The sequence below is a fragment of the Halobacillus aidingensis genome (assembly GCF_900104185.1).
Classification (GTDB): Bacteria; Bacillota; Bacilli; order Bacillales; family Halobacillaceae; genus Halobacillus; species Halobacillus aidingensis.
Genome location: NZ_FNIZ01000022.1, coordinates 44,750 through 70,173 on the forward strand (window position 1 = coordinate 44,750; position 25,424 = coordinate 70,173).

The following is a 25,424-nucleotide window of genomic DNA, read 5'->3' on the forward strand; positions in this document are numbered from 1 at the left end:
GCGGTTTCAACTGTCTTCCTTTAGCTTTAGTCTTCGTTCAAGTCAAGGACCGACATGAAGGCCTCTTGAGGGACCTCGACAGATCCGACCATCTTCATGCGTTTCTTCCCTTCTTTTTGCTTTTCAAGCAATTTACGCTTACGGGAAATGTCTCCTCCGTAACATTTGGAAAGAACGTTTTTACGCATCGCTTTAATCGTCGTTCGAGCCACAATTTTATTTCCAATCGCGGCTTGGACAGGAACTTCGAATTGCTGTCTTGGAATTAATTCCTTAAGCTTTTCAGCAATGAGCTTTCCGCGCTCATACGCAAAGTCACGGTGTACGATGAAGGACAATGCATCAATGGTATCCCCATTCAACAAGATATCCATTTTCACGAGGTTGGAGACACGATACCCAATCAACTCGTAATCAAAGGATGCATATCCTTTTGTTTGGGATTTCAAGGAATCAAAGAAATCATAAACAATTTCAGACAATGGAATCTCATAAACGATATTGACCCTATTGTCATCTAAATACTGCATATCCATGAAATTACCACGTTTACGCTGACAGATTTCCATGACTGGACCAACATAATCGTTAGGGACCATGACCGTTGCTTTAACAAAAGGTTCCTGAACTTCTTCAAGTTTTTGGTTATCCGGCATCATCGAAGGGTTATCGACATTGATAACAGATCCATCTGTTTGGGTTACCTGATAAATAACACTTGGTGCCGTCGTAATAAGGTCGATTTTATATTCCCGCTCAATACGTTCTTGAATGATTTCCATATGAAGCATTCCCAAGAAACCACAACGGAATCCAAAGCCAAGTGCTTGGGAAGTTTCCGGTTCAAATTGAAGGGATGAATCATTAAGTTCCAAGCGTTCAAGAGCATCTCTAAGATCGTTATATTTGCTCGCATCTACAGGATACATTCCGCAGAACACCATCGGATTCATCTTTTTATAACCAGGCAGTGGTTCGGCTGCAGGGTTATTGGCAAGTGTAATGGTGTCCCCCACACGGCTGTCGCCGATATTTTTGATCGATGCCGTCAAATAACCGACATCCCCGACATTCAACTCTTTCAATGGGGTCGGGGTCGGGCGAAACACACCTAGTTCGTTCACTTCGAACTCTTTACCCGTCGCCATCATTTTAATTTTATCGCCAAGTTTGATAGAGCCTTCACGAACACAGGTATAGGCAACGACACCTCTGTACGAATCGTACAAGGAATCGAAAATCAGAGCCTTTGTCGGATCTTTGACATCGCCCTCAGGAGCCGGAATATCGCTTACGATCCGCTCTAAAATCTCATCGATTCCTACTCCTTCTTTAGCTGAAGCAAGAATGGCATCAGAAGCATCAATCCCGATGACATCTTCAATTTCTTGTTTAATCCGCTCAGGATCTGCACCAGGAAGGTCAATTTTATTAATGACCGGGATAATTTCCAAATCGTTTTCCAGCGCTAGATAAACATTGGCTAATGTTTGTGCTTCTATTCCCTGGGCAGCATCTACAACCAGGATCGCCCCTTCACAGGCCGCTAAACTACGAGAGACCTCATATGTAAAGTCGACGTGGCCCGGGGTATCAATTAAGTGGAACGTATAATCCTGTCCATCGTTCGCTTCATAAGACAATTGAACGGCATTTAATTTAATCGTGATTCCACGTTCACGTTCAAGATCCATTGCATCAAGGAATTGCTCCTTCATTTCTCTTTGTGTTAAAGCTTTCGTTTTTTCCAGAATACGGTCTGCAAGCGTCGATTTCCCATGGTCGATATGGGCAATAATCGAAAAATTGCGGACCCTTTCTTGTTTAGATTGTGCTGTCAACTTAAATCACTCCTACTGAATTCGACACAAATATCTAGGTTGATTATAGCAATACGGCAAGCATTATTCAATGTAAACCCCAACAACATCTGAATCTTATTCTCCCGCCTGTATGATTTCAGACAAAACAACGATGACTCCATTGAAGCTCGAAGCTACCCCTTGCCCCATCCCTCCGGCAAGCTTAGAGATCCAGGGTGCTCCAGATTCTATATTAGGAGAGGCGCAAAAATCATCGGAACCCGGTGATATGGATGTTTGCTTTTCCACGCTATGATCCACTTCTTGCTCTGATATTGGAGTCGTCACCACAGCGGGCCGGTCATCCAGCTTTTCGTTCGTTTTATCAATGCCATAAAAAGCTCCCGTCACAAAAACAATGATAACGATGAGTCCCCCCGCCAACCATTTCATTGCGCCCCTCCTCCATCAATCTTTGGATACTTTTTCATCCTCGAAGTAATAATCACTGAAAACTTCAGCCATCACATCTGCTGAACGATACAACTCATCTAAATGATTATAAACTCCGCCAAACTCGATAAGTATGGCATTCGGATGCAAGTCCTGGTTATAAATGCCGTCTACCCCCGAACCCTTCTTCGTAATGACACCCCGGCTGATCCCAGGATATTTCTCCTCGAGAAGCTGATGAATTTTGGATGCGAGTTGTAAGTTCTGTTCATATTGAGGGTGTTCCGCACCTATAACAAAAGCGAAACGCGCGTAATTTTTTCCGTTGATCGTCGTTGTGGTGTGCTCCTTGGAAAGTGAATCCCTATGAAGGTCAAACAAATATCGGATGTCACCATTCTGACTGATGGCTTCTTCAACAACTGGTCTCACGGCATCATAGGATTGATAATATTCCATTCCTTTTTCACTTCTTAATGCAGCTACATCTGTTGTATCAACAATCGTTCCAATCCCTCTTTTTTCTAACCCTTCGCCAAGACGTTCTCCGATAAGAGTAATATTTACTTTTCCATCGTGGTCCGTGGACTCATCCGGTAAGTGTGGATAAAAAGATTCTGTGTTGTGCGTGTGGTAAATATAAACACGATCTTCACCCACTGGTTTCTCTTCCAATTTGCCTTCGTCTTCGTTATTTTCTTCCACATCCCCTTCTTCCCCTCGGTCATCTACGATCATAGGAGGTTCTGACTCAATAGGGAGTGTGGAATAGTCCGTCCCTTTACCAGCAATGATAATTTGACTGTTGTAAGAAGACAATCCAGGGATTTCCCTTCCCAGGAGGCTTCTTGGATCATTCGGTGTAAGGCTCGTAAGTAGTTGAAAAGACAATGTGGTCAAGCTCGGAATTCGATTCCCTTCCGGATGGGCATCTTTAAAGGAGCGGTTTTCCATTTCGAACAGATATAAAAAAGCACTGCCTTCAAGCTTGGTTGTCCATTCTTGTATCGTACTTGAATAAATACGATAGGTCGTTTTTGCCCCTGTAAGAATACCGATACCAATAAATAATAAAAGCAAAACAGTGACTGCGATGATGGTCCACCTTGTCCCCTGCTTCATATAACTTTTCTTATTTTTCTTCATGATCGGGTAACGAGACATGAAAAATCCTCCCCCTCATCCACTATCTAGTAAATGGTATGAGAGAGAGGAATTTAATAGAACCTCTCTATTAAATCATTATTTCAAATATGATTGTGCTTCTCCATCTTCTATACCCGGATGCAAGGCCCCATTGATCCCTTTAGCAATGACATGAGCCATGTCCTGGATAAAGCTGTCCACCTCTTTCGGTGTGACCATCAAATTGTGGCCCAGAGGGGTCAGCACTTCTTTAATCAGTTGTTTCTTTTCCATCTCTTCTAATTGGCCGAACATGCCCATGACCGCTTTGCTTTGCTCTTCATTCGGGTGGTCTTCAGCCGTCAGCGTCTTTCTTTCAAACGGGTTCATGGCAGGTGACAAAGCATTGGACGGACGGTCTTTTTCCCGCCACTCTCTGCCAAAATGTTTTAACACATAATCAATCGCATCACTCGTGATGGTCACGGCATCTACTACTGTTGGTACACCAATGGAGATCACAGGAATTCCGTATGTCTCTCGGCTGATTTCTTTCCGCTTGTTGCCCACACCAGAGCCTGGGTGGATCCCCGTATCAGAGAGTTGTATGGTCGCATTGATGCGATTGATTGAACGTGATGCAAGAGCATCGATGACAAGAACGAAATCCGGTTTCGTTTGTTCTATGATTCCATGGACCATATCACTGGTTTCAATACCTGTGACACCCATGACCCCGGGCGTGAAAGCAGATACGGGACGGTAGCCATCAGATACGGTTTCCGGATGAAGCTCAAATAAGTGGCTCGTTACATAGACTTCTTCTGTTACCAATGGTCCTAAAGCATCCGGGGTCACATTTTGGTTACCAAGGCCAACAATTAACCCACGGTCCATATCCTTTATTCCACACTCATTCATCAATTTTCTTAGCTGGCCGGATAACGTTTTGGATAAATTCACTTGCAATTGATGATCCTGCTTACGAATAGCGAGCGATTCTAACGTGACATAATGCCCCGCTTTCTTCCCAATTCGTTCAGCACCCGCTTCATCTACCGTTACATACGTGATTTTAATATCATTCTTTTCATTTTCATGAACCTCAACCCCATCAGTATCTGAGGATCCGGGTTCATCTTTCACATTCATTTCCTGTGCCTCAAGTGCCAGGTCCGTTCTCAACGTGTAGTCGAAATTTTCCTCCATTCACTTCAACCTCCTTAAGAAAATCTTCTCCCAAGCAGATAAAAACTATGCAAATGAAGGGATTGGTAATGAGATAAGTATTGAAAACAGCTTACCGCTCTGGTAAAATGTCTCTTGTTCGATATGAATGAGTTTTTTGTTTTTACCTAGGAGGTGAAACTATGCCTAACATTAAATCAGCGAAAAAACGTGTACGTACGAATGATGACGCTCGTTCCTTGAATGCAGCTTTCAAATCTGACATGCGTACAGCGGTTAAACGTGTAGAAAAGCTTGTTGAAAGCAAGGATGTAGAGAACGCGAAAGAAGCACTTCCTACAGCTGTTAAGAAAATCGACAAAGCTGTTCAACGTGGTGCCCTTCCTCAAAACACAGGGAACCGTAAAAAATCCCGCCTAACTAAACTAGTCAACGCATTATAATTCATTCGTAATTTATGACCAACAGACGATCCTTCTTTCTTGAATGGGTCGTTTTTACATGAAAGAAGCCCTCCGATTCATCGGAGGGCTTCTTTTCGTTTAATCTTCATTAAATGGAAGACTCGATTTCAAAATTATTAGAGCCGTTATGTTAGGGATCAGGTTGGCTTGAAAACGACTCGTGATCAAGTATATTGGATCAATAATTAGGAAGAAACGGGTGTGTTTTGTTTGATGTTGATCAAGCGATAGAGAAGCATTTCAAAAGCCAGGGCTTTCTCCATTTTCCCCTGCTTCAAATTGTAGTCAGTTTCTGCAAGTTGATTCATAATTTGATCCAGTTCCTGTTGGGTGAAGGCACGTTCTCTTTTAAGCGCCATTTTTATAACGTAAGGGTGGGCCTTAATATAACTTTTCATTTGATTTTGGCCGTATCCTTTTTGTTTGAGTACCTTCGCTTGACTGATAATCCTGAATTGAGAAGCCAGAAGGGCAGTTAAAGCGATCGGCTCCTCATTCAGTTTTTCCAGATCTTTATAAATCCGAATGGCTCGACCCAAATCTTTTTCCATGACGGCATCGACAAGTTTAAGCCCTGAAGCTTCTGCACTGTGGGAAAGAAGCTGTTCTGCGATTTCTCTCGTGACAACGCCGCCTTCTCCGACATACAAAGCCAATTTTTCCATTTCTTTTCTAAGCGCCATAAGATTTGCACCAATTTCTTGAGTGAACAGTTCATGAATCTCTGGAGGAACGGTGATATGTAAATCATTCGCTAATGTTTGGACCCATTTGTCAACGTCCCATTCTTTAACCGGCTGGCAACTGATGACTTCTCCGTTCTTTTTTAATTGTTTGAACACTTTTTTCCGTTCATCCAGCTTTTCATAAGGAGCAACTAGAATAAGCACCGTGTATTCCGCAGGATTTTGAAGGTATTCCAGCAGCACCTCCGTGTCATGCTCGAACGGAAGTTTATCCGGCTTCGCCTTTAAAAAGACGGGATGATTGGCAATAACCACTTTCCCTTCACCAAGAAATGGAAAGGTTTCTGCATCTGTAATGACATCCTCAATAGGTGTCTCTTCTAAATCATACTGGGAAATATTAAACTCCCGGTCTTCTTTCTTTAATGTTTTTTCAATGATTTTATTTTTATGTTCTTGAATTAAATAGGATTCTTCCCCATATAATAAGTACACTTGTGATTGTTTTACATTGACCATAATGTGGTTGTCCTTCCTTTATAAAAAAGAGTACGGCGCCCCATAAAGGGGAACTCAGTGTCACCATTTTATGTTTCTTTGGAATTTCTGTCAAAATGGTGTGCTGATATCGCCGTATGAACCATCTATATAAACGCCATTCCAAAAGCCCCGGGAGCTCTTGGAGAGGACGATGTTGTTCCTCTCTTGCGTTTAGTTTGACCGCTTACGTAAGAATTATCTGTGACAAGTCTTGCTAGGAGTGGGAAAGGTATGAATCATCAATGAAAATTCGTTTTCATGCCCGGTAAATGTAGATTTTTGGTTAAAAATGGACTATACTTAATAATTGATATAGGAGGGGTAACAGTGAACGAGTTTAAAAACGATATTCAATCCAAAACTAATGATGTGATCGACTCTGGGTTAGGGTTTGTATTTTCATTTGTTTTCTTCTTCGTTATTTTCTTCATCGGTGTTTTGTTTTCTTTTCTCGGACAGTAATTGGATACAAAACCGGAAGGCTGCTGTTTTCGGCAGTCTTTTTTTATTCTCTGCTCGCATTATACGGGAAAAATGTTGAAAACGTTCCACTTTGCCCAGAAAAAATGTATTGGACGGCTCCATGTCGATTTGTTTGAAGCAATACAACTCCATGCTCGGTCAATCTTTCCACTACCTCTTCATGAGGATGACCATACCTGTTGTCCAAACCAGCTGAAATCAACCCGATCTTAGGATTCACCCGCTTCAATAACTCTTCTGATGTTGATGTATGACTCCCGTGATGGGCAACTTTCAATACATCTTTCTGCCCTATACGGTTTCTCTTTACGATTTCCCTCTCAATAGGAGCAGATATATCCCCCGTGAAAAGCCACCGCTTCCCACCTATTACGCTATCCAATACGAGCGAATTGTCATTTGGGTCACCATGATCTTGATCTATAACTGGGTGTACGACACGAAATTCATGGTCTCCTACCCAAACGCTTTGTTCTGCACTTACTCTCTCCACTCTTACCTCACTTTCGTATTTCTCGGTATGAAAAGGACTGACGTACATTCGATCGACATCCACGGCTTCAAGAATAAAAGGAATACTTCCGCTGTGATCCGAATCTTCGTGAGTGATAAATAAAGCATCAATGTGATCAATCCCTCGTGACTGTAAATAAGGCAAGATTACTTCCTTCGCTGTCTTTTCCTTGTTCGTTGTAAAAATCGGGGGTCCCGCTGCATCAATCATAACGACACCTTTCCTATAAGGCAGTTCTATAACGAACGAATCGCCCTGACCAACATCCAACATAGTTACGACACCCTCCTTTGAGAAATATGGAGTCGAACTATAAAAAACAAGTACAAAAACCACGGCAAGGGAAGCAGTAAAAGCCTTCACGTTTTTCTTTAGTTCCCAATTCCTCATCACCACTAAAAAAAAGCATATATACACAACGATATAAATAGGGGGAAGTTCACCAATCACCCAAGGGTAATCAAGATATTTTGATAACGCTATTAGAAAGGACAGAACAGATTCATGGACGATGGCAAATGCACGAGAAAGAACCGAACATAAGGCAGGGACGAGAAGGGATAGGATAAAGAGGATCATCAAAAAAGGAATTACAAAAAACGAAAAATATGGAACAGCAATCATGTTCATCCATAAAGAAAAGGGCTGAAATTCATAAAAATAATGGATTTGCAATGCAAGAAGTGATAGCTGACTCACCATCCCTATGACCGCTGACTGCATCCATTTACTTTCGTATTGTTTCAAAATTGGAATAGTGAGTAACAAACTAAAAGTAACTAAAAACGAAAATTGAAAACCAAGGTGGTAAAAATAAGACGGAGAAGAAACCAATAAGAATAGACAAGTGAAGGAAAGGATGTCGGTAAGGGGGATCTTTTTTTGGAAGGAGCTTGTGAAGATAAGAAGCACGCCCATTACCCCAGCGCGCATGACAGATGGAGCACCACCCGAAATAAACATATAAAAAGGCAATAGTAATAACAAAAAAAGCTTGGATTGTTTTTTGGTTGCCAGGCCTGTACGGTATAAAAGAAAGTAAGTTCCCCCAAGTGTAAGCCCAACGTGAAGTCCTGATATGGCTAGAATGTGGGACAAGTTAAACGCTCTAAACCATTCAACCGTCGATGCGTCGATCAGGCCTGTATCTCCAAATATTAGAGCCTCCATCCATATATAAGTACCTGGGTGAACACGATCTTTAACAGTCAATTTCAATTGTTTCCTTGTGTCGTACAAATGGCTGGTCCACGATTCTCCTTCACACTGTAGAGCTGCTTCATCATTTATGAGGATTTGAGCATGAATGCCTTTGTCTGCCATATAAGCACGATAATCAAACTGCCCTGGATTCCGAGCACTATCTAAAGGTTCTGCCTTTCCTTTTACCGTACATACGGCTCCATGCTTCCACCCGGGAGAAAAATCATTCTCATTCTCTTTCAAAAAACGAACTAGAAATTTCCCTTCTTCCCCTTTCACCACCATGGAGATTGATTGAGCTGTTTCTGTTACATCAGAAACAATTGTACCTTTTCTTGATTCATGATCAAGGAGTTGAGGATAAAACGAAGAGGTGCTTGGGGAAAGGTGGATATATCCACCTATTCCAAACAGAAAAAGAATAAATAGAAAGAGAAGATGTCGGCGGTAATTGATGAGCCAGTAAAGCATAATAAACACAAATACCAAAAAAGTGAATCCTTCTTGAATGGATAACACCCCGCCAAGCACAAAGGCTAAGACGGGGATGTGCCAGGATCCTCTCAAAAAAATCACCGGCTCTCAAGCTTTAAGAGTTGTGATGCTTCTTTTACAAGCTGTTCAGATTCAGGATCTTCCATCATTTCGAGTTTCTCAAGCATCTGTTTAATGAGAAGCTTGTGCTCAAATTGAAGCGGTTCCTTTTCAACCGGAACCTTTTGTACACGAACACCTGATTGTTGCAGGACTTCAATAGCATAGGGGTCATTTTTGTAATCTTCACTATAATAAACGGCTTTTATCCCCGCTTGAATAATTGCCTTTGTACAATGCAGACACGGAAAATGAGTCACGTAAATTTCTGCCCCTTCTGTAGCAACACCGAACTTTGAACACTGCAGGAGTGCGTTCATTTCGGCATGAATGGTACGGACACAATGACCATCCACTACATAGCATCCCTCATCAATGCAATGAACACCTCCGGATACACTTCCATTGTATCCCCCGGCAATCATTCGCTTATCTCTTACAATAACAGCGCCTACAGCTAACCTCTGACAAGTGCTGCGTGATTTTAACAAATAGCTTTGTGACATAAAGTATTGATTCCAAGTAATCCGTTCCATTATGTAACCTCCACTTTTTTCATCAAGTTTACTCTGACGTATGCGTTCCGTCAAACTTACGGAACGGTGATCATTTCCTTGAGATTTTCCAACGTCTTTTCACCTATTCCAGGGACGTTCACTAGATCTTCCACAGAAGAAAATGGGCCATTCTCTTCTCTATACTTGATAATACTAGCAGCTTTCGAGGGTCCAATTCCATTCAATTTTTCCATTTCACTTGCTGAAGCACGGTTAATGCTTATTTTTTCAGCTTCTTGTGAACCCTTTTCGACTATTTCATCGGATGATACTCGTTCGGAGGCTACAAAGATCACCATTTCATCTTGTATTCTTTGCGCCAAGTTCACACTCGTAGGATCAGCCTCTTCTGTCATTCCCCCGGCTTCTTTGATAGCATCGTCAACTCTTGTTTCTTCTTTCATTGTATATACACCGGGATGATGCACTTCCCCTTTTACATCGACTTTTACAGGAACAGAACCAGGAGCTTCTTCGACTGTTTCAAGAGTGTCCGTCTGCTCCACTTCCATTTCGACCATATGGCTCTCAGCATCATCTGCAGGCTTGAAAAAATAAAGAACACCAACGACTGCCAGGACAATAAACACCCACACGTATCTTTTTAATACGCTCATTCTCTTACCTTCTTTCATAATTGTATATTTTCAGAATAAGGATATATAGGTAATCATTAAGGAGGGATTCCAATGAAATGGGGAATCATCGGCACAGGGAATATGGGGAGTATGCTCATCTCTACGCTTATTAAGAGCGGAGCCGTACCTGCTGAGAAGTTGACGATTTACAACCGAACCATAGAAAAAGCGGAAAAGATCCAAGAAGAATTTCCAAAGCTTCATGTAGCGAAGAATGTATCTGAGCTGCAAAATAAGAGTGACATCATTTTCATATGCGTCAAGCCGCATCATTACAAAAACATCATCGATGAATTAGAAGGAAAATGGTCTGAAAATCAATGTCTTGTCTCCATTACTAGCCCGGTCGCGGTGGATCAATTAGAAAAAGTCACACCTTGCCAGGTTGCACGGATTGTACCCTCTATAACGAATCATGCATGGTCAGGGGTAAGTTTATTCACTTTTGGATCAAAGATAAAAAAGGAGAATCGCGACTTATTAAAAGAGACTTTCCAACACATTTCCACACCTATCGAAGTTGAAGAAAAACACATCCGTGTAGCATCAGACATCGTATCATGCGGGCCTGCATTCATCAGTTATCTGCTCAGTCAATGGATAGCAGCTGCTGGTGATGTTGCGGAGCTTCCTAAAGATAAAGCGACGTCATTAACAGAAAATATGATGGTTGGACTGGGAGAACTTTTAGCACAAAAAGTAATGACTCTGGAAGAATTAATGGAAAAAGTGACTGTCAAGGGTGGGGTTACGGGAGAGGGGTTACAAGCTCTAGAAGATCACATTGGGCCATTGTTTCAAAAAATGTTTGAAGCTACTCAAAATAAACATAAAGAAGATAAAAAACACATTAATTTATAATTTACACATTCGACAAAAGATCCAATTTTCCTGCAATAACCATACTTTTATTGCAGGATCTAATCTCTATTAAGATAGGCTTCGCTATTCATTGAAGTGGTGTCGAAATACTTATATGGCAAAGGGCGGCGGGAAATGGGGAGCCTCCTGCTGGAATAGAGGGCTTAGTGAGACCTTTTACGTAGCCTGAGAGCGAGGGCTCCTGTGGAAAGCGAGTCATTCCTCGACACCCCGGTTCCTTTCACACAAACATCTCGAAAATCAAGTCTTCAACGGCCAGAACAACCCAAAAAAAGAGTCCGCTATTTACGGACTCTTTCATAACTTCTATCCTTTTGTACAGACAAACAACCAACGTTCTCCTTCAATGGAAGGCGTCTCACTAAAATCCGAAAAGACTCCTTGGACTTTGAAACCTGATTGGGTGAGCCAGGATTGCAAAGCTTTATGATCATACCCTCGCTGTTCATGAATTTCATCAAAGCGTTGATATTTATCATCATCTTCTACAAAGAATGTTAAATCATGTACAAGGCTATTTTCCAGCTCTCCGGAATCACAGAACCAAATGAAAGATAGATCATCACGGACTTCAGCAAATGTTGCACCACTGAGATCATTACGAATATGATCTATAGAGTGCACATCAAACATAAATACTCCCCCGTTAGCAAGGGATTGATAAATCGAACGGAACGCTTGCTGTACCTTCTGTTCATCTGTTAAATAGTTGAAAACATCACAGTAACTGATGACACAGTCGTAATCAGCTAAACCTTCTAATGAAGTCATATCCTGTTGAATCCATTCGATTGCAGCCCGAGGATTTTTCTGTTGCGCGACGGCCAACATATCAGATGACAAATCGATCCCCGTCATATGATAACCTTCATTATGGAGGCGATGGGTGATCTCCCCTGTTCCACAACCTACATCAAGTATTTTTTGACCTTCTGGACGGTACTGTTGAAGTATTTCCTTCGTAAAATCCACCCATTGATCGTAGGGTGCATCCTGCATAAGGAGATCGTATACACGCGCCATATCCCCGTAGCTCATATTAGTTTTCTAATCCTTCTACAGCGACTGTGTCTGCATCGCCCCATAGTCTTTCCAAATTGTAGTAATGGCGTTCATCTTTATGGAAGATGTGGCAAACGATATCATTAAGGTCGACAAGTACCCAGCGGGCTTGCTCAAACCCTTCCATTCGCTTCACTTCTATCCCATTTTCTTCTGCTTGATTTTTCAATTCCCTCGCAATGGCTTGCACTTGGCGTTCATTGGACCCTTCACAGATTAGAAAATAGTCCGCGATTAAAGAAACTTCTGACATATCTAAAACAACGATATCCTGTGCTCTTTTTTCATCGCACGCTTGTGCTGCTAAATTTACCAATTCTTTACTTTCCATGGGTTTCCTCCCTATTTCATCTCTATCTTTTCCATGATCTATTGATCATATTAAGTCATTATATGCATGAAACGTGTCCGGATAAACGGTCCTTTCCTTACCAATAAGAAAAATGATTGTATTTTTCAAAGCTAAGGCACATGCTTCATCCAAATTTTCTTCTGCTTTATTCCGTACTTGATCTACTCCAGGAAACTCACGCCCGGGTTCTATATAATCAGCTAAAAACACTACTTTATCCAACGTGGACATGTGTTTTTTTCCTGTTGTGTGGCAGCTGATGGCAGAAATGATTTCACCATCTGTAAGCCCGACTTCTTGTTCAAGCATCAACGCCCCTACTGGTCCATGCCACAACTCATGATGATAATCCAATAGAGCCTTAGGCAGTCGACGGTCACTCTCAATCCAACGTTCCATGAGCTTTACAGGTTTATACTTCGCATAATCATGGAATGCAGCTGCCAGTTCCGCCTTTTTAACATTTGCATGAAACCGCTCAGCAAGTTCAACCGCCTGGTCTGTTACTCTCACTGTGTGTTCGTATCTGGAGGTTTTCAAGGCAGGACGCACATATTCAAGTGCCTCCTCACGACTTATTTTCATACAGATGATGCTCCTTTATAAAAGAATCCACAACTTCCGGCAGTAAATACAGAACGCTTCTCCTTTGTGAAATACGTTCGCGTATCATCGTGGAAGATACATCGACTGAGGGAATATCAACAAAATGGACAGGAATTTCATCATTCCACCCATACCCAGGCCTTTCAACCCCAACAAATTGGACCATTTTCGAAAGGTCTTCAACCCGGTGCCATTTCGGTAAATGCTCAACCATGTCCCCTCCAATGATAAAGAAGAACTGATAGTCAGGAAATTGCTCCACCAAATCAGTCATGGTATCAACCGTGAACGATGTTCCCTTCCGGACTAATTCAATATCACAAATGCGGAAGTGCGGATTTTCCTTGATCGCTGTACGCACCATGGCAAGTCGTGTTTCAGGCTTAGTTGAAGACTCCTGCTTATGAGGGGGGATATAGGAAGGCATGAACCATACTTCATCAAGGTCCATGGCCTCACGGGAAAACTCACCCATAATTAAATGACCTTGGTGAATAGGGTCGAACGTACCGCCAAGAATTCCAACTTTTTTCATTGACCTTCCCCTTTATGGTAATTCGATTTGTTTATTCTCTTTAGACTCTTTATAAAGAATGATCGTATTTCCGATCACCTGGACAATATGAGCATCTGTTGCTTCAACAATCTCATCCGCAACGACATGATTATCTTCAAAGCAGTTTTGTAAAATGCTTACTTTTATCAGTTCCCTTTTTTCGAGGGCTTCATCAATTTGTTTCGTCATATTTTCATTCACACCGGCTTTCCCTACTTGAAAAATCGGCTGTATATTATGGGAAGCCGCTCGTAAATGCTTCTTCTGTTTACTTGTTAACATTCTATACCCCTTTCAATTTCTGTTCGAATTCATTGAGCAAGAGCGAAGATTCAGGTTCAGTGTCTGTCCATATTTGAAAGGCATAAACCGCTTGCTGCAACAGCATTTCATGTCCAAAATGGAGACGCGCTCCCCTTTTTTCCGCTTCGTTTAAGAATTTCGTTTTCATAGGACGGTAAACAATATCGCTTACAACAGTCCCTTTTGTCAAGTGATCAAGTGATACGATCATTTTGTCATGATCAGGGTTCATCCCGACCGTCGTCGTTTGAACAATTAAATCATAATCCATAAGGGTATTTTTCGCCTGTTCAAGTGTCAGGGGACTAGAGTACGCCTTTGAAGGAATATCCTGAATGAGGTCCTCTGCTCTCTTTATTGTACGATTCGCTATATCTACACGAGCGATATTAGATCTTGTTAGAGCTTCGAATATCCCTCTTGCCGCCCCTCCGCTTCCTAACAAAAGGGCTTTTGCATTATTATGAAAAATATCCGGGAAGCGATTCTTCAGAGAGTGGACAAACCCCCTGCCGTCGGTATTATATCCGATCCAACCTTGATCGGTGTGATGAACAGTGTTCACAGCGCCCAAGTGCCGAGCGCTTTCATCCAGACCATCAAGGTATGGGATGATTTTCTCTTTATAGGGCACAGTCACATTGAAACCATCCAGGCCTTTTTCTTTCAATAAATTGACTTTTTCTCCGAACTCATCCGGTTGAATTTCCAACAGTTCGTATTTCCCTTCAATCCCCTGTTGTTCCATAAGTTTTTCATGTATCCATGGAGACATGGAATGACCAATCGGGTGGCCGATCAACCCTAGTTTATACAAGTGATCCCCTCCTATATGAGTGACTCTCTTAAGGACACCTTCACTCCCTCTGGTACGTGTGCCGTAACCGTGATGCCCCCTTCTGGTACAGTCACCCAACCTAGTCCAGAAAAGACGATATCCGTTTTGTCTTCTTTGATTTTTAACGTGTGACCTTTTAACTGTGGAAGCTTCTCAATTGTATCTTGATCTGGTGGTGATAATAATTCTCCCACATGATTTTTATACAGTTCGTCTGCTTTTTCCAATTTTGTTCGATGGATAGTCAATTCATTAGAGAAGTGGCATACAAAAGAACTCCGTTCACCTGCTTCAAAATCAAGTCGAGCGAGCCCGCCTACAAAAAGCGTCTGCTCTTCATTCAACTGATACACTTTCGGCTTGACTTCTTTACGGGGTGTAATAAGCTTTAAATCCTTATCGGATACGTAGTGAGCCATCTGATGACGTTGGATAACCCCGGGTGTATCGTACAGGGAGCTTTTTTCATCTAGAGGAATATCAATAAACCCTAAAGTTGTACCAGGGAAATACGATGTAGTAATGGCGTCCTTAACGCCAGATGTATTTGAAATAAGGGTGTTGATAAATGTTGATTTCCCAACATTCGTCGTACCAACCACATATACATCTCCATCTTCACGGTATTGATCGATGGCTTGGGATAATTGCTGGATCCCTTGATTTTTCTCAGCTGAGATTAAGTACACATCTTCAACCTCTAAACCATTCTCTTTAGCTGAACGTTTTAACCAATGTTTAACTTTCCCGTGGTTCACTGACTTTGGAAGTACGTCCATTTTGTTACCCACAAGAATGACAGGATTGTTTCCAGTCAGACGCTTCAATCCTGATATAAAACTTCCATTGAAATCGAAGATATCTACTAGCTGAACAACCAGACCTTTTGTATCACTGATTTGGTTCAACATCTCCAGGAAGTCATCATCTTGAAATGGAACATCCTGCACTTCATTATAGTGTTTTAAACGGAAGCATCTCTTACAAATGATGTCTTCTCTTTCTAGTGCTGACGCAGGTGCATAGCCTGCTTCTTCTGGGTTTGTCGTTTGAATGACGGCTCCGCATCCTTGACATTGTATTTCAGCCATCACTGATCTCTCCTCTGCCATGTAATTTTCCCTTTTCTTCGCATCCAATTTAATATTCGTCTTTCAATCTTTCTGTTGAATTTTGTAATAAACCCATCGGTTTCTACTATAGGAACAACCAAGATTGTATGAAAGCCAGCGGAATTTCCACCAAGGACATCTGTCAGCAGTTGATCACCGATCACGGCAACTTCATCCTTTTTAAGCTTCATCTGTTTCTGTGCTTTCTTGAAAGCCTTCGATAATGGCTTCCTTGCACTATGGATGAAAGTCGTATCCAATGGTTCCGAGAAGAGCTTAACCCGGGCTTCATTATTGTTAGACGCAATAGTCACCTGGATGCCATGATCACTCATTTTCTTGAACCATCCTTTAATGTCTTCCGTGGCATCAGGTTCATCCCAGGCGACAAGGGTATTATCTAAATCGGTGATGACACCTTTAATTCCTTTATCTTTTAATTGGTCCGGGTCGATATCAAAAACGCTCGGCACATGTTCATCTGGTAAAAAGTTTTTTAACATCTATACAGTTCATCTCCTCATACAACGGCAAAATCTCCTTCACCATCATATACAAAATCGAAGCATGTTTCAAAAAGACTTATAATAAGAACAAAAATCGTTCGACAAATCCCGACAAAATTAGGTTGTGGATAAGTTTATGCACATATTCCACACAGTAACTTCTTTGTTATCACTCATGTAAACCTCTTTTTTCAAAAAGTTATCTACAATTTTATGTAGATAACTTCCATATTGTGGCGAAATAAGGGTCGTGATAAGGTAAGAATACATTAAAAATTGAGACGTTCAGTGATTCAAATTAAGCGGGAGGTGACTGTCACATGTGTGACAGCGGCATGAAGCAATTATCGGATTCCCTACTAATACAATCTTACCACAAAGCCATTGAACTCAATCTTTCAGATGAGTTTATAGAACAAATCAAACGAGAAATAAACGCGCGATCCATCCAGCACCTTTTAGATAAGCATATTTCACATGTAGGCTGAATTTTACACTTTATGACAAAAAATGACTTTCTATTTGAGAAACGCTCGTCCATTCAACAAAGGACGAGTTTTTTTATGACTTTTTTTATTTTGTTAAATGATGTCTTCCTTCTTATTTATAAGGACAGACTAATTAAAGCCTATCGCCGCATATCCCCGGTATGCTACAGTTGAATAATGAACCTTTTTTTGATTACAATTGAGTGAACACATTGTTACGAACATCCAAAATCCAATTAAAAATAGAGGAAAGTTACGTCAAAGGAGGAACATACCACATGTTGGTGGCTGTATTATTGCCCTTTATCATTGCTATCTTTATCCCATTGTTAAGTAAATGGAAAGAAAAGATTCACACAGGATTCTTCGTTACAATTGTACCTGTGTTGATTTTTATTTATTTTGCCCGCTTTTTAGGTACTGGTTTCGAACCAGTCGTCCATGAGTACTCGTGGATCCCATCCCTGGACATGAATATGGTCTTTCATCTGGATGGTCTGAGTTTACTTTTTGTTCTATTAATCAGCGGAATCGGCGCCCTAGTTGCCTTCTATTCGGTTTTTTACCTACATAAATCGGAGCAACTGGGACATTTTTATGTGTACTTTCTCATATTTATGGGCTCTATGCTGGGAGTTGTATTATCTGATAACGTATTTGCCCTGTACAGCTTTTGGGAATTCACTTCCCTATCTTCTTTCTTATTGATCGGATTTTGGAACTATAAGAAAGAATCAAGATACGGTGCATTAAAATCGATGCTCATCACTGTTTTTGGTGGATTAAGCTTATTGGGTGCTCTAATCTTTATGAGTGTATTGACAAACACTTCAAGTATACGAGGAATGATTGATCAGCAACAGTTGATTCTTAACAATGAATATTTTCCATTGATTTTGATTTTATTATTACTCGGTGCTTTTACAAAGTCTGCTCAATTTCCGTTCCATATCTGGCTGCCGGATGCTATGGAAGCTCCGACTCCAGTCAGCGCTTATTTACACTCGGCTACAATGGTGAAAGCCGGCATCTATCTGGTTGCCCGCTATTCCCCAATGCTTTCCGCAAATGAATGGTTCTTTATCATTGTGTCGATTGCAGGGATTGTCACATTATGCTGGGGTTCTTATATGGCTGTAAGACAAACAGACTTGAAAGGAATTCTAGCTTTCTCCACAATCAGTCAGCTTGGAATGATAATGGCTATGCTCGGATTCGGTACAAAAGCAGCAATCTTTGGTGCTGTTTTCCATATTCTTAACCATGCTACGTTCAAAGGTAGTCTATTTATGGTTGCCGGCATTGTAGACCATGAAGCTGGAACAAGGGACATCCGTAAACTTGGCGGATTGATGACATTTATGCCTATGACAGCCACACTTGCATTATTTGCCTCGTTCTCGATGGCTGGGGTACCCCTACCCTTCTTAAACGGGTTCTATAGTAAAGAAATGTTCTTTGAATCTTCGTTGCATTTGGAAGCCGCGAGTTCCGGCATTGCTGGAATACTACAAACGAGCGTGCCTTACTTAGCTGTTTTCGGTAGTATATTTACCTTCGTATATTCCATGTACTTTTTCTTCGGAACATTTCGTGGTCAATCACACTTGAATGAACTGCCTAAAAAACCGCATGAAGCTCCCATCGGTATGCTCATTTCACCGATTGTTCTAGTAGCTGGTGTGGTCGTCATTGGCTTGTTCCCGAGTTTGATCAATGAGCCCTTCATTGCCCATGCGGCTGAAGCTGTCAAAGGGGTCGGGTTAGAAGAGAAGGACATATACTTCTGGCATGGATTTATTCCACCATTCATTATGTCCCTTACAGTTCTCGTATTTGGAAGTATCTTAGCCCTTTCTAGAAAAGTATGGGCGCCCGTGTACAACATTGTGCCCGGAGTTCTAAGTATGAACAAAGTTTATGACGGTACCGTTGATCGAGTAGAACGATATTCAACTACAATCACAAAAGGATATATGAATGGTTCTCTCGGACGATACGTCCGACTCATTTTAGCAGCCATTATCGTCATTTCATTTGCCTTTATGGCGATGACTGGTGGATTTACAGTGGATACTTCTACTGTAGCGGAAATTACGGCTCCTGAAATACTTGTCGCCGTTACGATGGTCATAGCAGCTATAGGTACCGCTCTTACCAATAATCGAATAGCCGCAATCCTCATTTTAGGTGTTGTAGGTTATGGATTGTCGATGCTTTTCGTATTATACCGAGCACCTGACCTAGCTCTTACTCAGTTAATTATAGAAACAGTAACCGTCGCTTTGTTCCTGCTTGTCTTTTATCATTTACCGAAGCTACGAAAAAAAGACGAACCTGTAAGTACGAAGGTGCTTAACCTCGTCATATCTATCGGTTTCGGTGCGTTAATGACGATGGTGGCCATTTCTTCTCACAGTAGTAAGTTCTTTGAGTCTATTTCTAATTACTTTACAGACAATTCTTACAAGCTCGGCGGCGGAGACAATATTGTAAACGTCATCCTTGTTGACTTTCGTGGATTGGATACCTTGTTTGAAATTGTCGTACTTGGAATTGCCGCCATGGCCATTTACGGATTGATCCGTTTTAGAAAGAACAAGGAGGAGGAATAATACATGGAAATTATTATGGCCGTTCTAGCCGGCATTCTCTTCACGATGGGTGTCTACAACCTCCTTCAAAAGCAATTGTTACGAATTATCATTGGGACAGGCCTCATATCTCATGGGGCCCACCTTTTCATCCTGACAATGGGAGAGTTGAAAACAGGAGCACCGCCAGTACTGACAGAGGGAGTAGAAAATTACACGGATCCGCTTCCGCAAGCATTGATTTTGACTTCAATCGTCATAAGTTTCGGTGTTACTAGCCTACTACTTGTATTAGCTTATCGTGCTGCAAAAATTAACGGCACTGATAATATGGAGCAATTAAGGGGTAACGATTATGAGTAACTTAGCTGTATTGCCTATTCTGCTGCCTTTATTAGCAGGCATCTTCTTAGCTTTCATACACAAAAAAACAAAATTAGTTCGAAATTTATCCAAAGCTTTTGCGATTATTAATCTCCTCGTTGTCGGGTTGATTTTCATTCAAGTGAGAGACAACGGGAACATCGTCCTTGAAATGGGGAGCTGGGAGGCACCCTTCGGCATCGTACTTGTCGCTGATCTACTTGCAATAACTTTGGTTCTGACGACAAACATCATTGCGGTGGCCAGTGTTTTCTTTGCACCTCAATCCTTATCAGAAAAAGAAGAGTCCTTTTACTTCTATACTTTCTTCTTCATGTTGATCTCGGGAGTGAGCGGTGCATTTTTAACCGGTGATTTATTCAACCTTTTCGTATTTTTCGAAGTACTTTTGATGGCTTCCTACGGTTTGATCGTGCTTGGGAATGGTAAGGCACAACTTAGGGAATCGATTAAATATGTATTGATCAACTTATTTTCTTCCATGTTGTTCGTAACGACCATAGCTTTCCTTTATTCGGTTGTAGGAACAGTCAACATGGCTCAAGCTGCTCAACGTGTTCAGGAAGTGGACCAGCAGGGGATTTTAACGACAATAGCCATTTTGTTCTTCTTTGTTTTTGCAACAAAAGCGGCTGTGTTCCCTCTTTATTATTGGCTGCCACGACCTTATATATCTCCAAATCCGGTCGTATCCGCTTTATTCGGGGCCTTGTTAACTAAAGTAGGGGTTTATTCGATCTTGCGGACGTTCACACTGATCTTTAATCACGAGGTCGCATTGACACATACCCTGTTCATCTACTTAGCAGCATTGACGATGATTTTTGGTGTTGTTGGCGCTCTTTCAACGAACAATATCAAGCTGATTGTCGCGTATAATATTATCCCGGCTGTAGGTTTCATGCTTATGGGGATAGGTGTCTTCACAGAGGTTTCGATAAGCGGGACCATTTATTATCTTGTTCATGATATGGTAATCAAAGGAGCACTCTTCATCCTGGTGGGGGCCACTGCTTATGTAGCGGGGACATCGGATCTCCGTAAAATGGGTGGATTGATTCACCATTATCCCGTTCTCGGATGGCTTATGTTTCTAGCATCCTTGGTATTGGCAGGAATACCACCATTCAGTGGTTTTATCGGTAAACTATTATTATTACGCGGCGGGTTAGGCGAAGAGGAAATTTTCATCGTCATCACCGCTCTCATTTCAAGTCTACTGATTCTATTCTCGATGATCCGGATTTTCATCAGAGGATTTTGGGGAGAAAAGATGGATATTCCTGTTCCGGAGCGAGAGAAAAGAGGAAAACGAATGGCGCTTCCTGCTGCGGGACTGCTTACGGTTTCCATTCTCCTCGGTGTAGGTGCTGAATGGTTCTTCCCGACAATAGAAACCATCTCTCAATACATGATGGATCCAGAACTCTATATTGATTCTGTGTTAAAGGAGTAGAAGCTGATGCCTTTACAAATCGTACTGAACATCATCATCGCTATGATGTGGATGTTCCTGAGTGAAACATATAATTTCACAACCTTTTTTGTCGGTTATATCTTAGGAATCATACTCCTCTTCGTCCTGCAGCGTTTTGTACCAGATTCATTCTATATGAAACGGGCGTGGAAGTTTTTCCTTCTCATTCTTTTATTTATACGAGAGCTTTTCTTATCAAACATCGACATCGTCAAGCATGTCTACAAGCCAAAAATGGACATGCAGCCAGGGATATTCGCACTTCCGATTGATGTAAAAACAAACTTTGAAATCACTCTTCTCGCAAACTTGATTTCATTAACTCCCGGGACCTTATCTGTCGTAGTAAGTGAAGATCATACGAAGATCTTTATCCATGCGATGGATATGCCGGATGTTCAGGAATCTGTTAGCGAAATTAAAAATTCATTTGAAAAGCGTATCATGGAGGTGACCCGTTAAATGGAAGACATCCTTAATGTGACACAAACATTGATACAAATATCAGCTACCATTGCTGTTGTAGCTGTAGCTATCTCCGTGATCCTCCTTTTGTATCGCGCAATTCTCGGACCGACAAATCCGGACCGGGCGGTTGCGCTTGATATCATTGGAATAAATCTAATGGCCTTAGCTGGACTAATCGCCGTCCTGCTCGTAACGACAAGGTTTAATGACGTCGTCCTACTGATTGGTATACTACTCTTCATCGGTACGGTCGCATTGGCGAAATTCTTAGAAAAGGGTGTTATCATTGAGCGGGACATGGATTAATTTAATTTTTGACATCACTATATGTCTGTCTCTATTGATTGGTGCCTTTTTCCTTATCTCTGGTTCCATAGGGATCTTGCGTTTTCCTGATGTGTACACACGGCTTCATGCGGCGACAAAAAGCTCGACCCTTGGAGTGGCCGGAATTATGATCGGCGCTTTTCTATTTCACTACGTAGAACATGACATCGTAAGTGGTAAACTGCTTCTTGGAATATTCTTCGTCTTGTTGACAGCCCCTGTCTCCGGACATATGATATCAAGAGCTGCCTACCGTGCTGGCGTGCCTCTTTGGGAAAAGAGTGTAAAGGATGAATACGCAGAAGTCTTAAAAGAAGAGCAGAAGCGACAAGCACCAGATTCATAATACGACATGCCTCCATTCTCATGGGGGCATTTTTTTACGTTTATGAACATTATTTTTAACCACAGACAAGCACAGACGACTTCTCAAGGACATAAGTATGTTGTAGGCATTCGCCTAATCCTTGAGGAGGTGCGTCCTATGAGCAGTCTCATCGCTTCCATCCTTTATTTTTTCAAAGAGTCTCTCTTCTTCATGTCTTATGTAAAAAACCAGGCTTTCCCGAACCCCCTGCCTCCAGAAGAAGAAGCCAAACAGCTCCAATTGATGGCAGAAGGGAGTCATGAAGCCAGGAACAAACTGATTGAGCACAATTTACGACTTGTCGCACACATTGTGAAAAAGTTTGAAAACACGAAAGAGGACTTTGAAGACCTTATCTCTATAGGGACGATCGGTTTGATCAAAGGTATTGAAAGTTATTCGACAGGAAAAGGGACGAAACTTGCTACCTATGCCGCACGCTGCATTGAGAACGAAATTCTCATGCACCTCAGGTCAACGAAAAAAATGAGCAAAGACATTTCGTTGCAAGATCCGATCGGCCATGATAAAGAAGGGAACGAATTGAACCTTCTTGATATTCTACAGGCGGATGTAACGGATATTGTCGAGGAAATCCAACTTCATATGGAATTGGAAAAGATCAAAGATTTCATCACTGTATTAGATGAGCGGGAAAAAGAAGTGATTATCTTCCGATATGGACTGAATCAGACAGAAGAGAAAACGCAGCGGGAAATAGCCAAAGAGCTGGGTATATCGAGAAGTTATGTATCAAGAATCGAAAAGCGAGCATTAATGAAGATCTTTCATGAGTTCTATAAGCAGAGTAAACAAGGGAAAAATGGATAAAAAACAGCCACTACCATCTTATAAGAATGGAGTGGCTGTTTCATTCAGTCCTCTACGAGTTGTCGTTTCCATTTTCTGATTTTCAAAGTCATGATGAATGCTGTCAAAAGGGCTGTACCAATGACAGGATACAAAAACAAATAGGCTTTTGTAGCATATTCATAGAGGCTGATCAATGTACCAATATAAAGATACGTGCTCATGATTAAAAGTGTCATCACGAACCGCTTATAATCCATTACTTTTTTCTTTAACCATTGGGAAGTATCCAAAACGGTCCACCTCCTACTATGAAAATCGTAACATATGAGAATCATAGTATCGGTGGAAATGATTGTCATTCGTAATTCTTAACCATTTCCATGATCATGACGGCTGCATTTTCGGCAGCTTTCGGTAAGAATTGATCAAACGAAATTGACGATTCCTTACCAGCAATATCGGACAACGCTCGAATGACAACAAATGGTGTTCCATACTTATAACAAACCTGGGCAATCGCAGCGGCTTCCATCTCTGCTGCAATCATTTCAGGAAACTTACCTCTCACAAAATCCACCTTCGCTTCCTCTTGCATAAAGGAATCTCCGGTAGCGATGATGCCTTTCGCTGCTTTAGCATCTGTCTTCTCAACTGCATCCATCGCTTGTTTAACAAGGTTTTCATCCGCAGCATACATGTCAGGCATTCCTGGGACTTGACCATATTTATACTTAAAAGCTGTCACATCGACATCATGGTGTGTCACTAAGGAAGATATGACCACATCTCCAACTTCAAGGTCTTTGGCAAAACCGCCGGCTGATCCTGTATTGATGACGGCATCAATTTCGTATTGTTCATGAAGAATAGTCGTAGCCATAGCTGCATTGACTTTACCAATGCCCGACTTTAAAAGAACGACTTCTTTCCCATGTAATAGGCCATCAACAAAAAGACTGTCCGCAACCTCTTTCTCTGACGCTACATCCATATTTGCTTTTAATAATTCAACTTCTTCATCCATAGCTCCAATAATTCCAATTGCCATAACCGAACTTCCTCTCTCAACCGTTTTTATTTTTTAAGACCTCAAGTCTCACTGGTTTATAACCTTGGCCATCAATCCAGTCAATGTGTACCCTGAGATATCCTGTCTTATTTTTGTCAGAGACCGTTGCCTTAGCTTTTTGAGGGTGACCTCTATTACTTACATCCCAATAAATGATATTGTCCTCAGAAAGGCCGACAGCGCTTCTGATCGCTTGTTTCAACTCGTTATAGTCCTGAGTACCTGATTGATAAGTGATCCCGTGTTCACCATTCGTTTCCATTTCTGTCGGAATAACCGGCCAGTCCTTTGTGATCACACGTTCTACATTAGGGTCATCACTTTTTTCTATTTTCAGCCCTTTTTCGTCTTCGATCGGCTTCAGCTCTTCGAATTTTTCAATGGAAACCTGTTGTTTATTTGATTCTTCCTCTGTATCTTCACCACTTTTATCTTTTTCGTCCTTATCGTTTTTATCAGTGTTCTCATCGGCTTCCGCCTGAGAATCCTCATTCTGACCTTGATCTTCCTTTGTGACCTCTTGACTTTCTGTATCTTGTGCTTGTCCTTTTTGGTCCTCTCCACCGAAGACCAACAATCCAATGAGCAACAACATGAAAACACTGCCTGCCCCTACAAGCCAAGTCAACATCTTCGTACCACGACGCTTTTTCTCATAACGGCCTGAGCGAGAATACGGGGATTGTTTGTTCGACATAATTTTCTGCCTCCTTTTTACTCGCCGTTTATTATACATGAAGTTTTGACTGTTACCAATGCTTTCTTTTTCCTATCTCATTTCCCGGGCTATATTCCAAACCTCACTATAGCTCCCCTTTCTTGAATACTCAGTTTCGAGATAACCGGGTTCGTTTGCCGTATTTTGAGTCAGGGGTGTTTGGGAAGCTACTCGCTTTCCTGTGGGGGAGCGCCGAGCTTCCTCGGACTGCGTCCTGCGGGATCTCGCCTATCTCCTTCTCCCACGGGAGTCTCG

30 protein-coding genes are annotated in these 25,424 nt (G+C 41.7%); 11 read left to right on the plus strand and 19 right to left on the minus strand.

What is annotated here, in order from left to right; all coding sequences use genetic code 11:
- Positions 1–26 precede the first annotated feature (26 nt).
- The 4 genes from lepA to gpr all read right to left on the minus strand — a co-directional run bounded on the left by lepA (position 27) and on the right by gpr (position 4,589).
- A complete protein-coding gene (lepA, locus tag BLS23_RS17375; protein ID WP_089654317.1) occupies positions 27–1,841 on the minus strand; it encodes a translation elongation factor 4 in 1,815 nt (604 codons plus the stop codon).
- A gap of 96 nt (positions 1,842–1,937) precedes the next feature.
- Positions 1,938–2,255: a hypothetical protein gene (locus BLS23_RS17380; RefSeq protein WP_089654318.1), complete on the minus strand. Its 318-nt coding sequence runs from the start codon at positions 2,253–2,255 to the stop codon at positions 1,938–1,940.
- Between the two features lie 15 nt (positions 2,256–2,270).
- Positions 2,271–3,419, minus strand: coding sequence for a stage II sporulation protein P (spoIIP, locus tag BLS23_RS17385; protein WP_089654319.1), 1,149 nt, complete (start codon positions 3,417–3,419; stop codon positions 2,271–2,273).
- 78 nt (positions 3,420–3,497) lie between these two features.
- Complete coding sequence (gpr, locus tag BLS23_RS17390; protein WP_089654320.1) at positions 3,498–4,589, minus strand: GPR endopeptidase; 1,092 nt, start codon at positions 4,587–4,589, stop codon at positions 3,498–3,500.
- 161 nt (positions 4,590–4,750) lie between these two features.
- Between gpr and rpsT the strand changes: the two genes are divergently transcribed.
- Positions 4,751–5,011: a 30S ribosomal protein S20 gene (gene rpsT / locus BLS23_RS17395; RefSeq protein WP_089654321.1), complete on the plus strand. Its 261-nt coding sequence runs from the start codon at positions 4,751–4,753 to the stop codon at positions 5,009–5,011.
- 206 nt (positions 5,012–5,217) lie between these two features.
- On the opposite strand, the gene holA is transcribed toward rpsT, so the two are convergent.
- A complete protein-coding gene (gene holA / locus BLS23_RS17400) occupies positions 5,218–6,237 on the minus strand; it encodes a DNA polymerase III subunit delta (protein ID WP_089654322.1) in 1,020 nt (339 codons plus the stop codon).
- A gap of 348 nt (positions 6,238–6,585) precedes the next feature.
- Between holA and BLS23_RS17405 the strand changes: the two genes are divergently transcribed.
- Positions 6,586–6,720 carry a YqzM family protein gene (locus BLS23_RS17405; RefSeq protein WP_089654323.1) on the plus strand — a complete coding sequence of 45 codons (135 nt, stop codon included), beginning with the start codon at positions 6,586–6,588 and terminating at the stop codon, positions 6,718–6,720.
- 43 nt (positions 6,721–6,763) lie between these two features.
- Here the strand turns inward: BLS23_RS17405 and BLS23_RS17410 are convergent, their stop codons facing one another.
- The 3 genes from BLS23_RS17410 to BLS23_RS17420 form a co-directional block, all read right to left on the minus strand.
- Positions 6,764–8,938: a DNA internalization-related competence protein ComEC/Rec2 gene (locus BLS23_RS17410; RefSeq protein ID WP_244157270.1), complete on the minus strand. Its 2,175-nt coding sequence runs from the start codon at positions 8,936–8,938 to the stop codon at positions 6,764–6,766.
- Positions 8,939–9,030: 92 nt separating this feature from the next.
- On the minus strand, positions 9,031–9,588 hold the full coding sequence (locus BLS23_RS17415; protein WP_089654325.1) for a ComE operon protein 2: 558 nt from the start codon (positions 9,586–9,588) through the stop codon (positions 9,031–9,033).
- A 56-nt stretch (positions 9,589–9,644) separates the two neighbouring features.
- A complete protein-coding gene (locus BLS23_RS17420) occupies positions 9,645–10,226 on the minus strand; it encodes a helix-hairpin-helix domain-containing protein (RefSeq protein WP_167356113.1) in 582 nt (193 codons plus the stop codon).
- 72 nt (positions 10,227–10,298) lie between these two features.
- On the opposite strand from BLS23_RS17420, the gene comER reads away from it, so the two are divergent.
- Entirely contained in the window at positions 10,299–11,108 is an 810-nt protein-coding gene (gene comER / locus BLS23_RS17425) for a late competence protein ComER (RefSeq protein ID WP_089654327.1), read from the plus strand.
- A gap of 327 nt (positions 11,109–11,435) precedes the next feature.
- Here comER and BLS23_RS17430 read toward each other — a convergent pair whose 3' ends face one another.
- The 8 genes from BLS23_RS17430 to BLS23_RS17465 are packed head-to-tail and all read right to left on the minus strand — an operon-like array spanning position 11,436 to position 16,461.
- Positions 11,436–12,152, minus strand: coding sequence for a class I SAM-dependent DNA methyltransferase (locus BLS23_RS17430; RefSeq protein ID WP_244157267.1), 717 nt, complete (start codon positions 12,150–12,152; stop codon positions 11,436–11,438).
- A 16-nt stretch (positions 12,153–12,168) separates the two neighbouring features.
- Positions 12,169–12,522: a ribosome silencing factor gene (gene rsfS, locus BLS23_RS17435; RefSeq protein ID WP_089654329.1), complete on the minus strand. Its 354-nt coding sequence runs from the start codon at positions 12,520–12,522 to the stop codon at positions 12,169–12,171.
- Positions 12,523–12,567: 45 nt separating this feature from the next.
- Positions 12,568–13,128, minus strand: coding sequence for a bis(5'-nucleosyl)-tetraphosphatase (symmetrical) YqeK (gene yqeK, locus BLS23_RS17440; RefSeq protein WP_089654330.1), 561 nt, complete (start codon positions 13,126–13,128; stop codon positions 12,568–12,570).
- The gene (locus BLS23_RS17445) at positions 13,112–13,684 is read right to left on the minus strand and encodes a nicotinate-nucleotide adenylyltransferase (protein ID WP_089654331.1); all 573 of its coding nucleotides are present in this window, start codon (positions 13,682–13,684) and stop codon (positions 13,112–13,114) included. Before BLS23_RS17445 ends, yqeK begins: the two co-directional genes overlap by 17 nt.
- 12 nt (positions 13,685–13,696) lie before the next feature.
- A complete protein-coding gene (gene yhbY / locus BLS23_RS17450; protein ID WP_089654332.1) occupies positions 13,697–13,987 on the minus strand; it encodes a ribosome assembly RNA-binding protein YhbY in 291 nt (96 codons plus the stop codon).
- Position 13,988: 1 nt separating this feature from the next.
- The gene (gene aroE, locus BLS23_RS17455; protein WP_089654333.1) at positions 13,989–14,825 is read right to left on the minus strand and encodes a shikimate dehydrogenase; all 837 of its coding nucleotides are present in this window, start codon (positions 14,823–14,825) and stop codon (positions 13,989–13,991) included.
- A gap of 11 nt (positions 14,826–14,836) precedes the next feature.
- Positions 14,837–15,937, minus strand: a complete 1,101-nt coding sequence (gene yqeH / locus BLS23_RS17460; protein ID WP_089654334.1) for a ribosome biogenesis GTPase YqeH — start codon at positions 15,935–15,937, stop codon at positions 14,837–14,839.
- On the minus strand, positions 15,937–16,461 hold the full coding sequence (locus BLS23_RS17465) for a YqeG family HAD IIIA-type phosphatase (RefSeq protein ID WP_089654335.1): 525 nt from the start codon (positions 16,459–16,461) through the stop codon (positions 15,937–15,939). Before BLS23_RS17465 ends, yqeH begins: the two co-directional genes overlap by 1 nt.
- Positions 16,462–16,799: 338 nt before the next feature.
- Between BLS23_RS17465 and sda the strand changes: the two genes are divergently transcribed.
- The 8 genes from sda to sigK all read left to right on the plus strand — a co-directional run bounded on the left by sda (position 16,800) and on the right by sigK (position 23,400).
- Entirely contained in the window at positions 16,800–16,952 is a 153-nt protein-coding gene (gene sda, locus BLS23_RS17470; RefSeq protein WP_089654350.1) for a sporulation histidine kinase inhibitor Sda, read from the plus strand.
- Between the two features lie 278 nt (positions 16,953–17,230).
- Positions 17,231–19,567 carry a Na+/H+ antiporter subunit A gene (locus BLS23_RS17475; RefSeq protein WP_089654336.1) on the plus strand — a complete coding sequence of 779 codons (2,337 nt, stop codon included), beginning with the start codon at positions 17,231–17,233 and terminating at the stop codon, positions 19,565–19,567.
- Between the two features lie 3 nt (positions 19,568–19,570).
- Entirely contained in the window at positions 19,571–19,909 is a 339-nt protein-coding gene (locus tag BLS23_RS17480) for a Na(+)/H(+) antiporter subunit C (protein ID WP_089654337.1), read from the plus strand.
- A complete protein-coding gene (locus tag BLS23_RS17485) occupies positions 19,902–21,386 on the plus strand; it encodes a Na+/H+ antiporter subunit D (protein WP_089654338.1) in 1,485 nt (494 codons plus the stop codon). The genes BLS23_RS17480 and BLS23_RS17485 overlap by 8 nt, the downstream gene beginning before the upstream one ends.
- A gap of 6 nt (positions 21,387–21,392) precedes the next feature.
- Positions 21,393–21,869 carry a Na+/H+ antiporter subunit E gene (locus BLS23_RS17490; RefSeq protein ID WP_089654339.1) on the plus strand — a complete coding sequence of 159 codons (477 nt, stop codon included), beginning with the start codon at positions 21,393–21,395 and terminating at the stop codon, positions 21,867–21,869.
- The gene (locus tag BLS23_RS17495; RefSeq protein ID WP_089654340.1) at positions 21,870–22,181 is read left to right on the plus strand and encodes a Na(+)/H(+) antiporter subunit F1; all 312 of its coding nucleotides are present in this window, start codon (positions 21,870–21,872) and stop codon (positions 22,179–22,181) included.
- Positions 22,162–22,548 (plus strand): monovalent cation/H(+) antiporter subunit G, encoded by a 387-nt coding sequence (gene mnhG / locus BLS23_RS17500; protein ID WP_089654341.1) that lies wholly within the window; start codon positions 22,162–22,164, stop codon positions 22,546–22,548. Before BLS23_RS17495 ends, mnhG begins: the two co-directional genes overlap by 20 nt.
- Before the next feature lie 138 nt (positions 22,549–22,686).
- Positions 22,687–23,400, plus strand: coding sequence for an RNA polymerase sporulation sigma factor SigK (gene sigK, locus BLS23_RS17505; protein ID WP_089654342.1), 714 nt, complete (start codon positions 22,687–22,689; stop codon positions 23,398–23,400).
- Between the two features lie 44 nt (positions 23,401–23,444).
- Here the strand turns inward: sigK and BLS23_RS17510 are convergent, their stop codons facing one another.
- The 3 genes from BLS23_RS17510 to BLS23_RS17520 form a co-directional block, all read right to left on the minus strand.
- Positions 23,445–23,672, minus strand: a complete 228-nt coding sequence (locus BLS23_RS17510) for a YrhC family protein (RefSeq protein WP_089654343.1) — start codon at positions 23,670–23,672, stop codon at positions 23,445–23,447.
- 65 nt (positions 23,673–23,737) lie between these two features.
- Complete coding sequence (gene mtnN, locus BLS23_RS17515; protein ID WP_089654344.1) at positions 23,738–24,430, minus strand: 5'-methylthioadenosine/S-adenosylhomocysteine nucleosidase; 693 nt, start codon at positions 24,428–24,430, stop codon at positions 23,738–23,740.
- Positions 24,431–24,446: 16 nt separating this feature from the next.
- Complete coding sequence (locus BLS23_RS17520) at positions 24,447–25,148, minus strand: YrrS family protein (RefSeq protein WP_167356114.1); 702 nt, start codon at positions 25,146–25,148, stop codon at positions 24,447–24,449.
- Between the last annotated feature and the right edge of the window lie 276 nt (positions 25,149–25,424).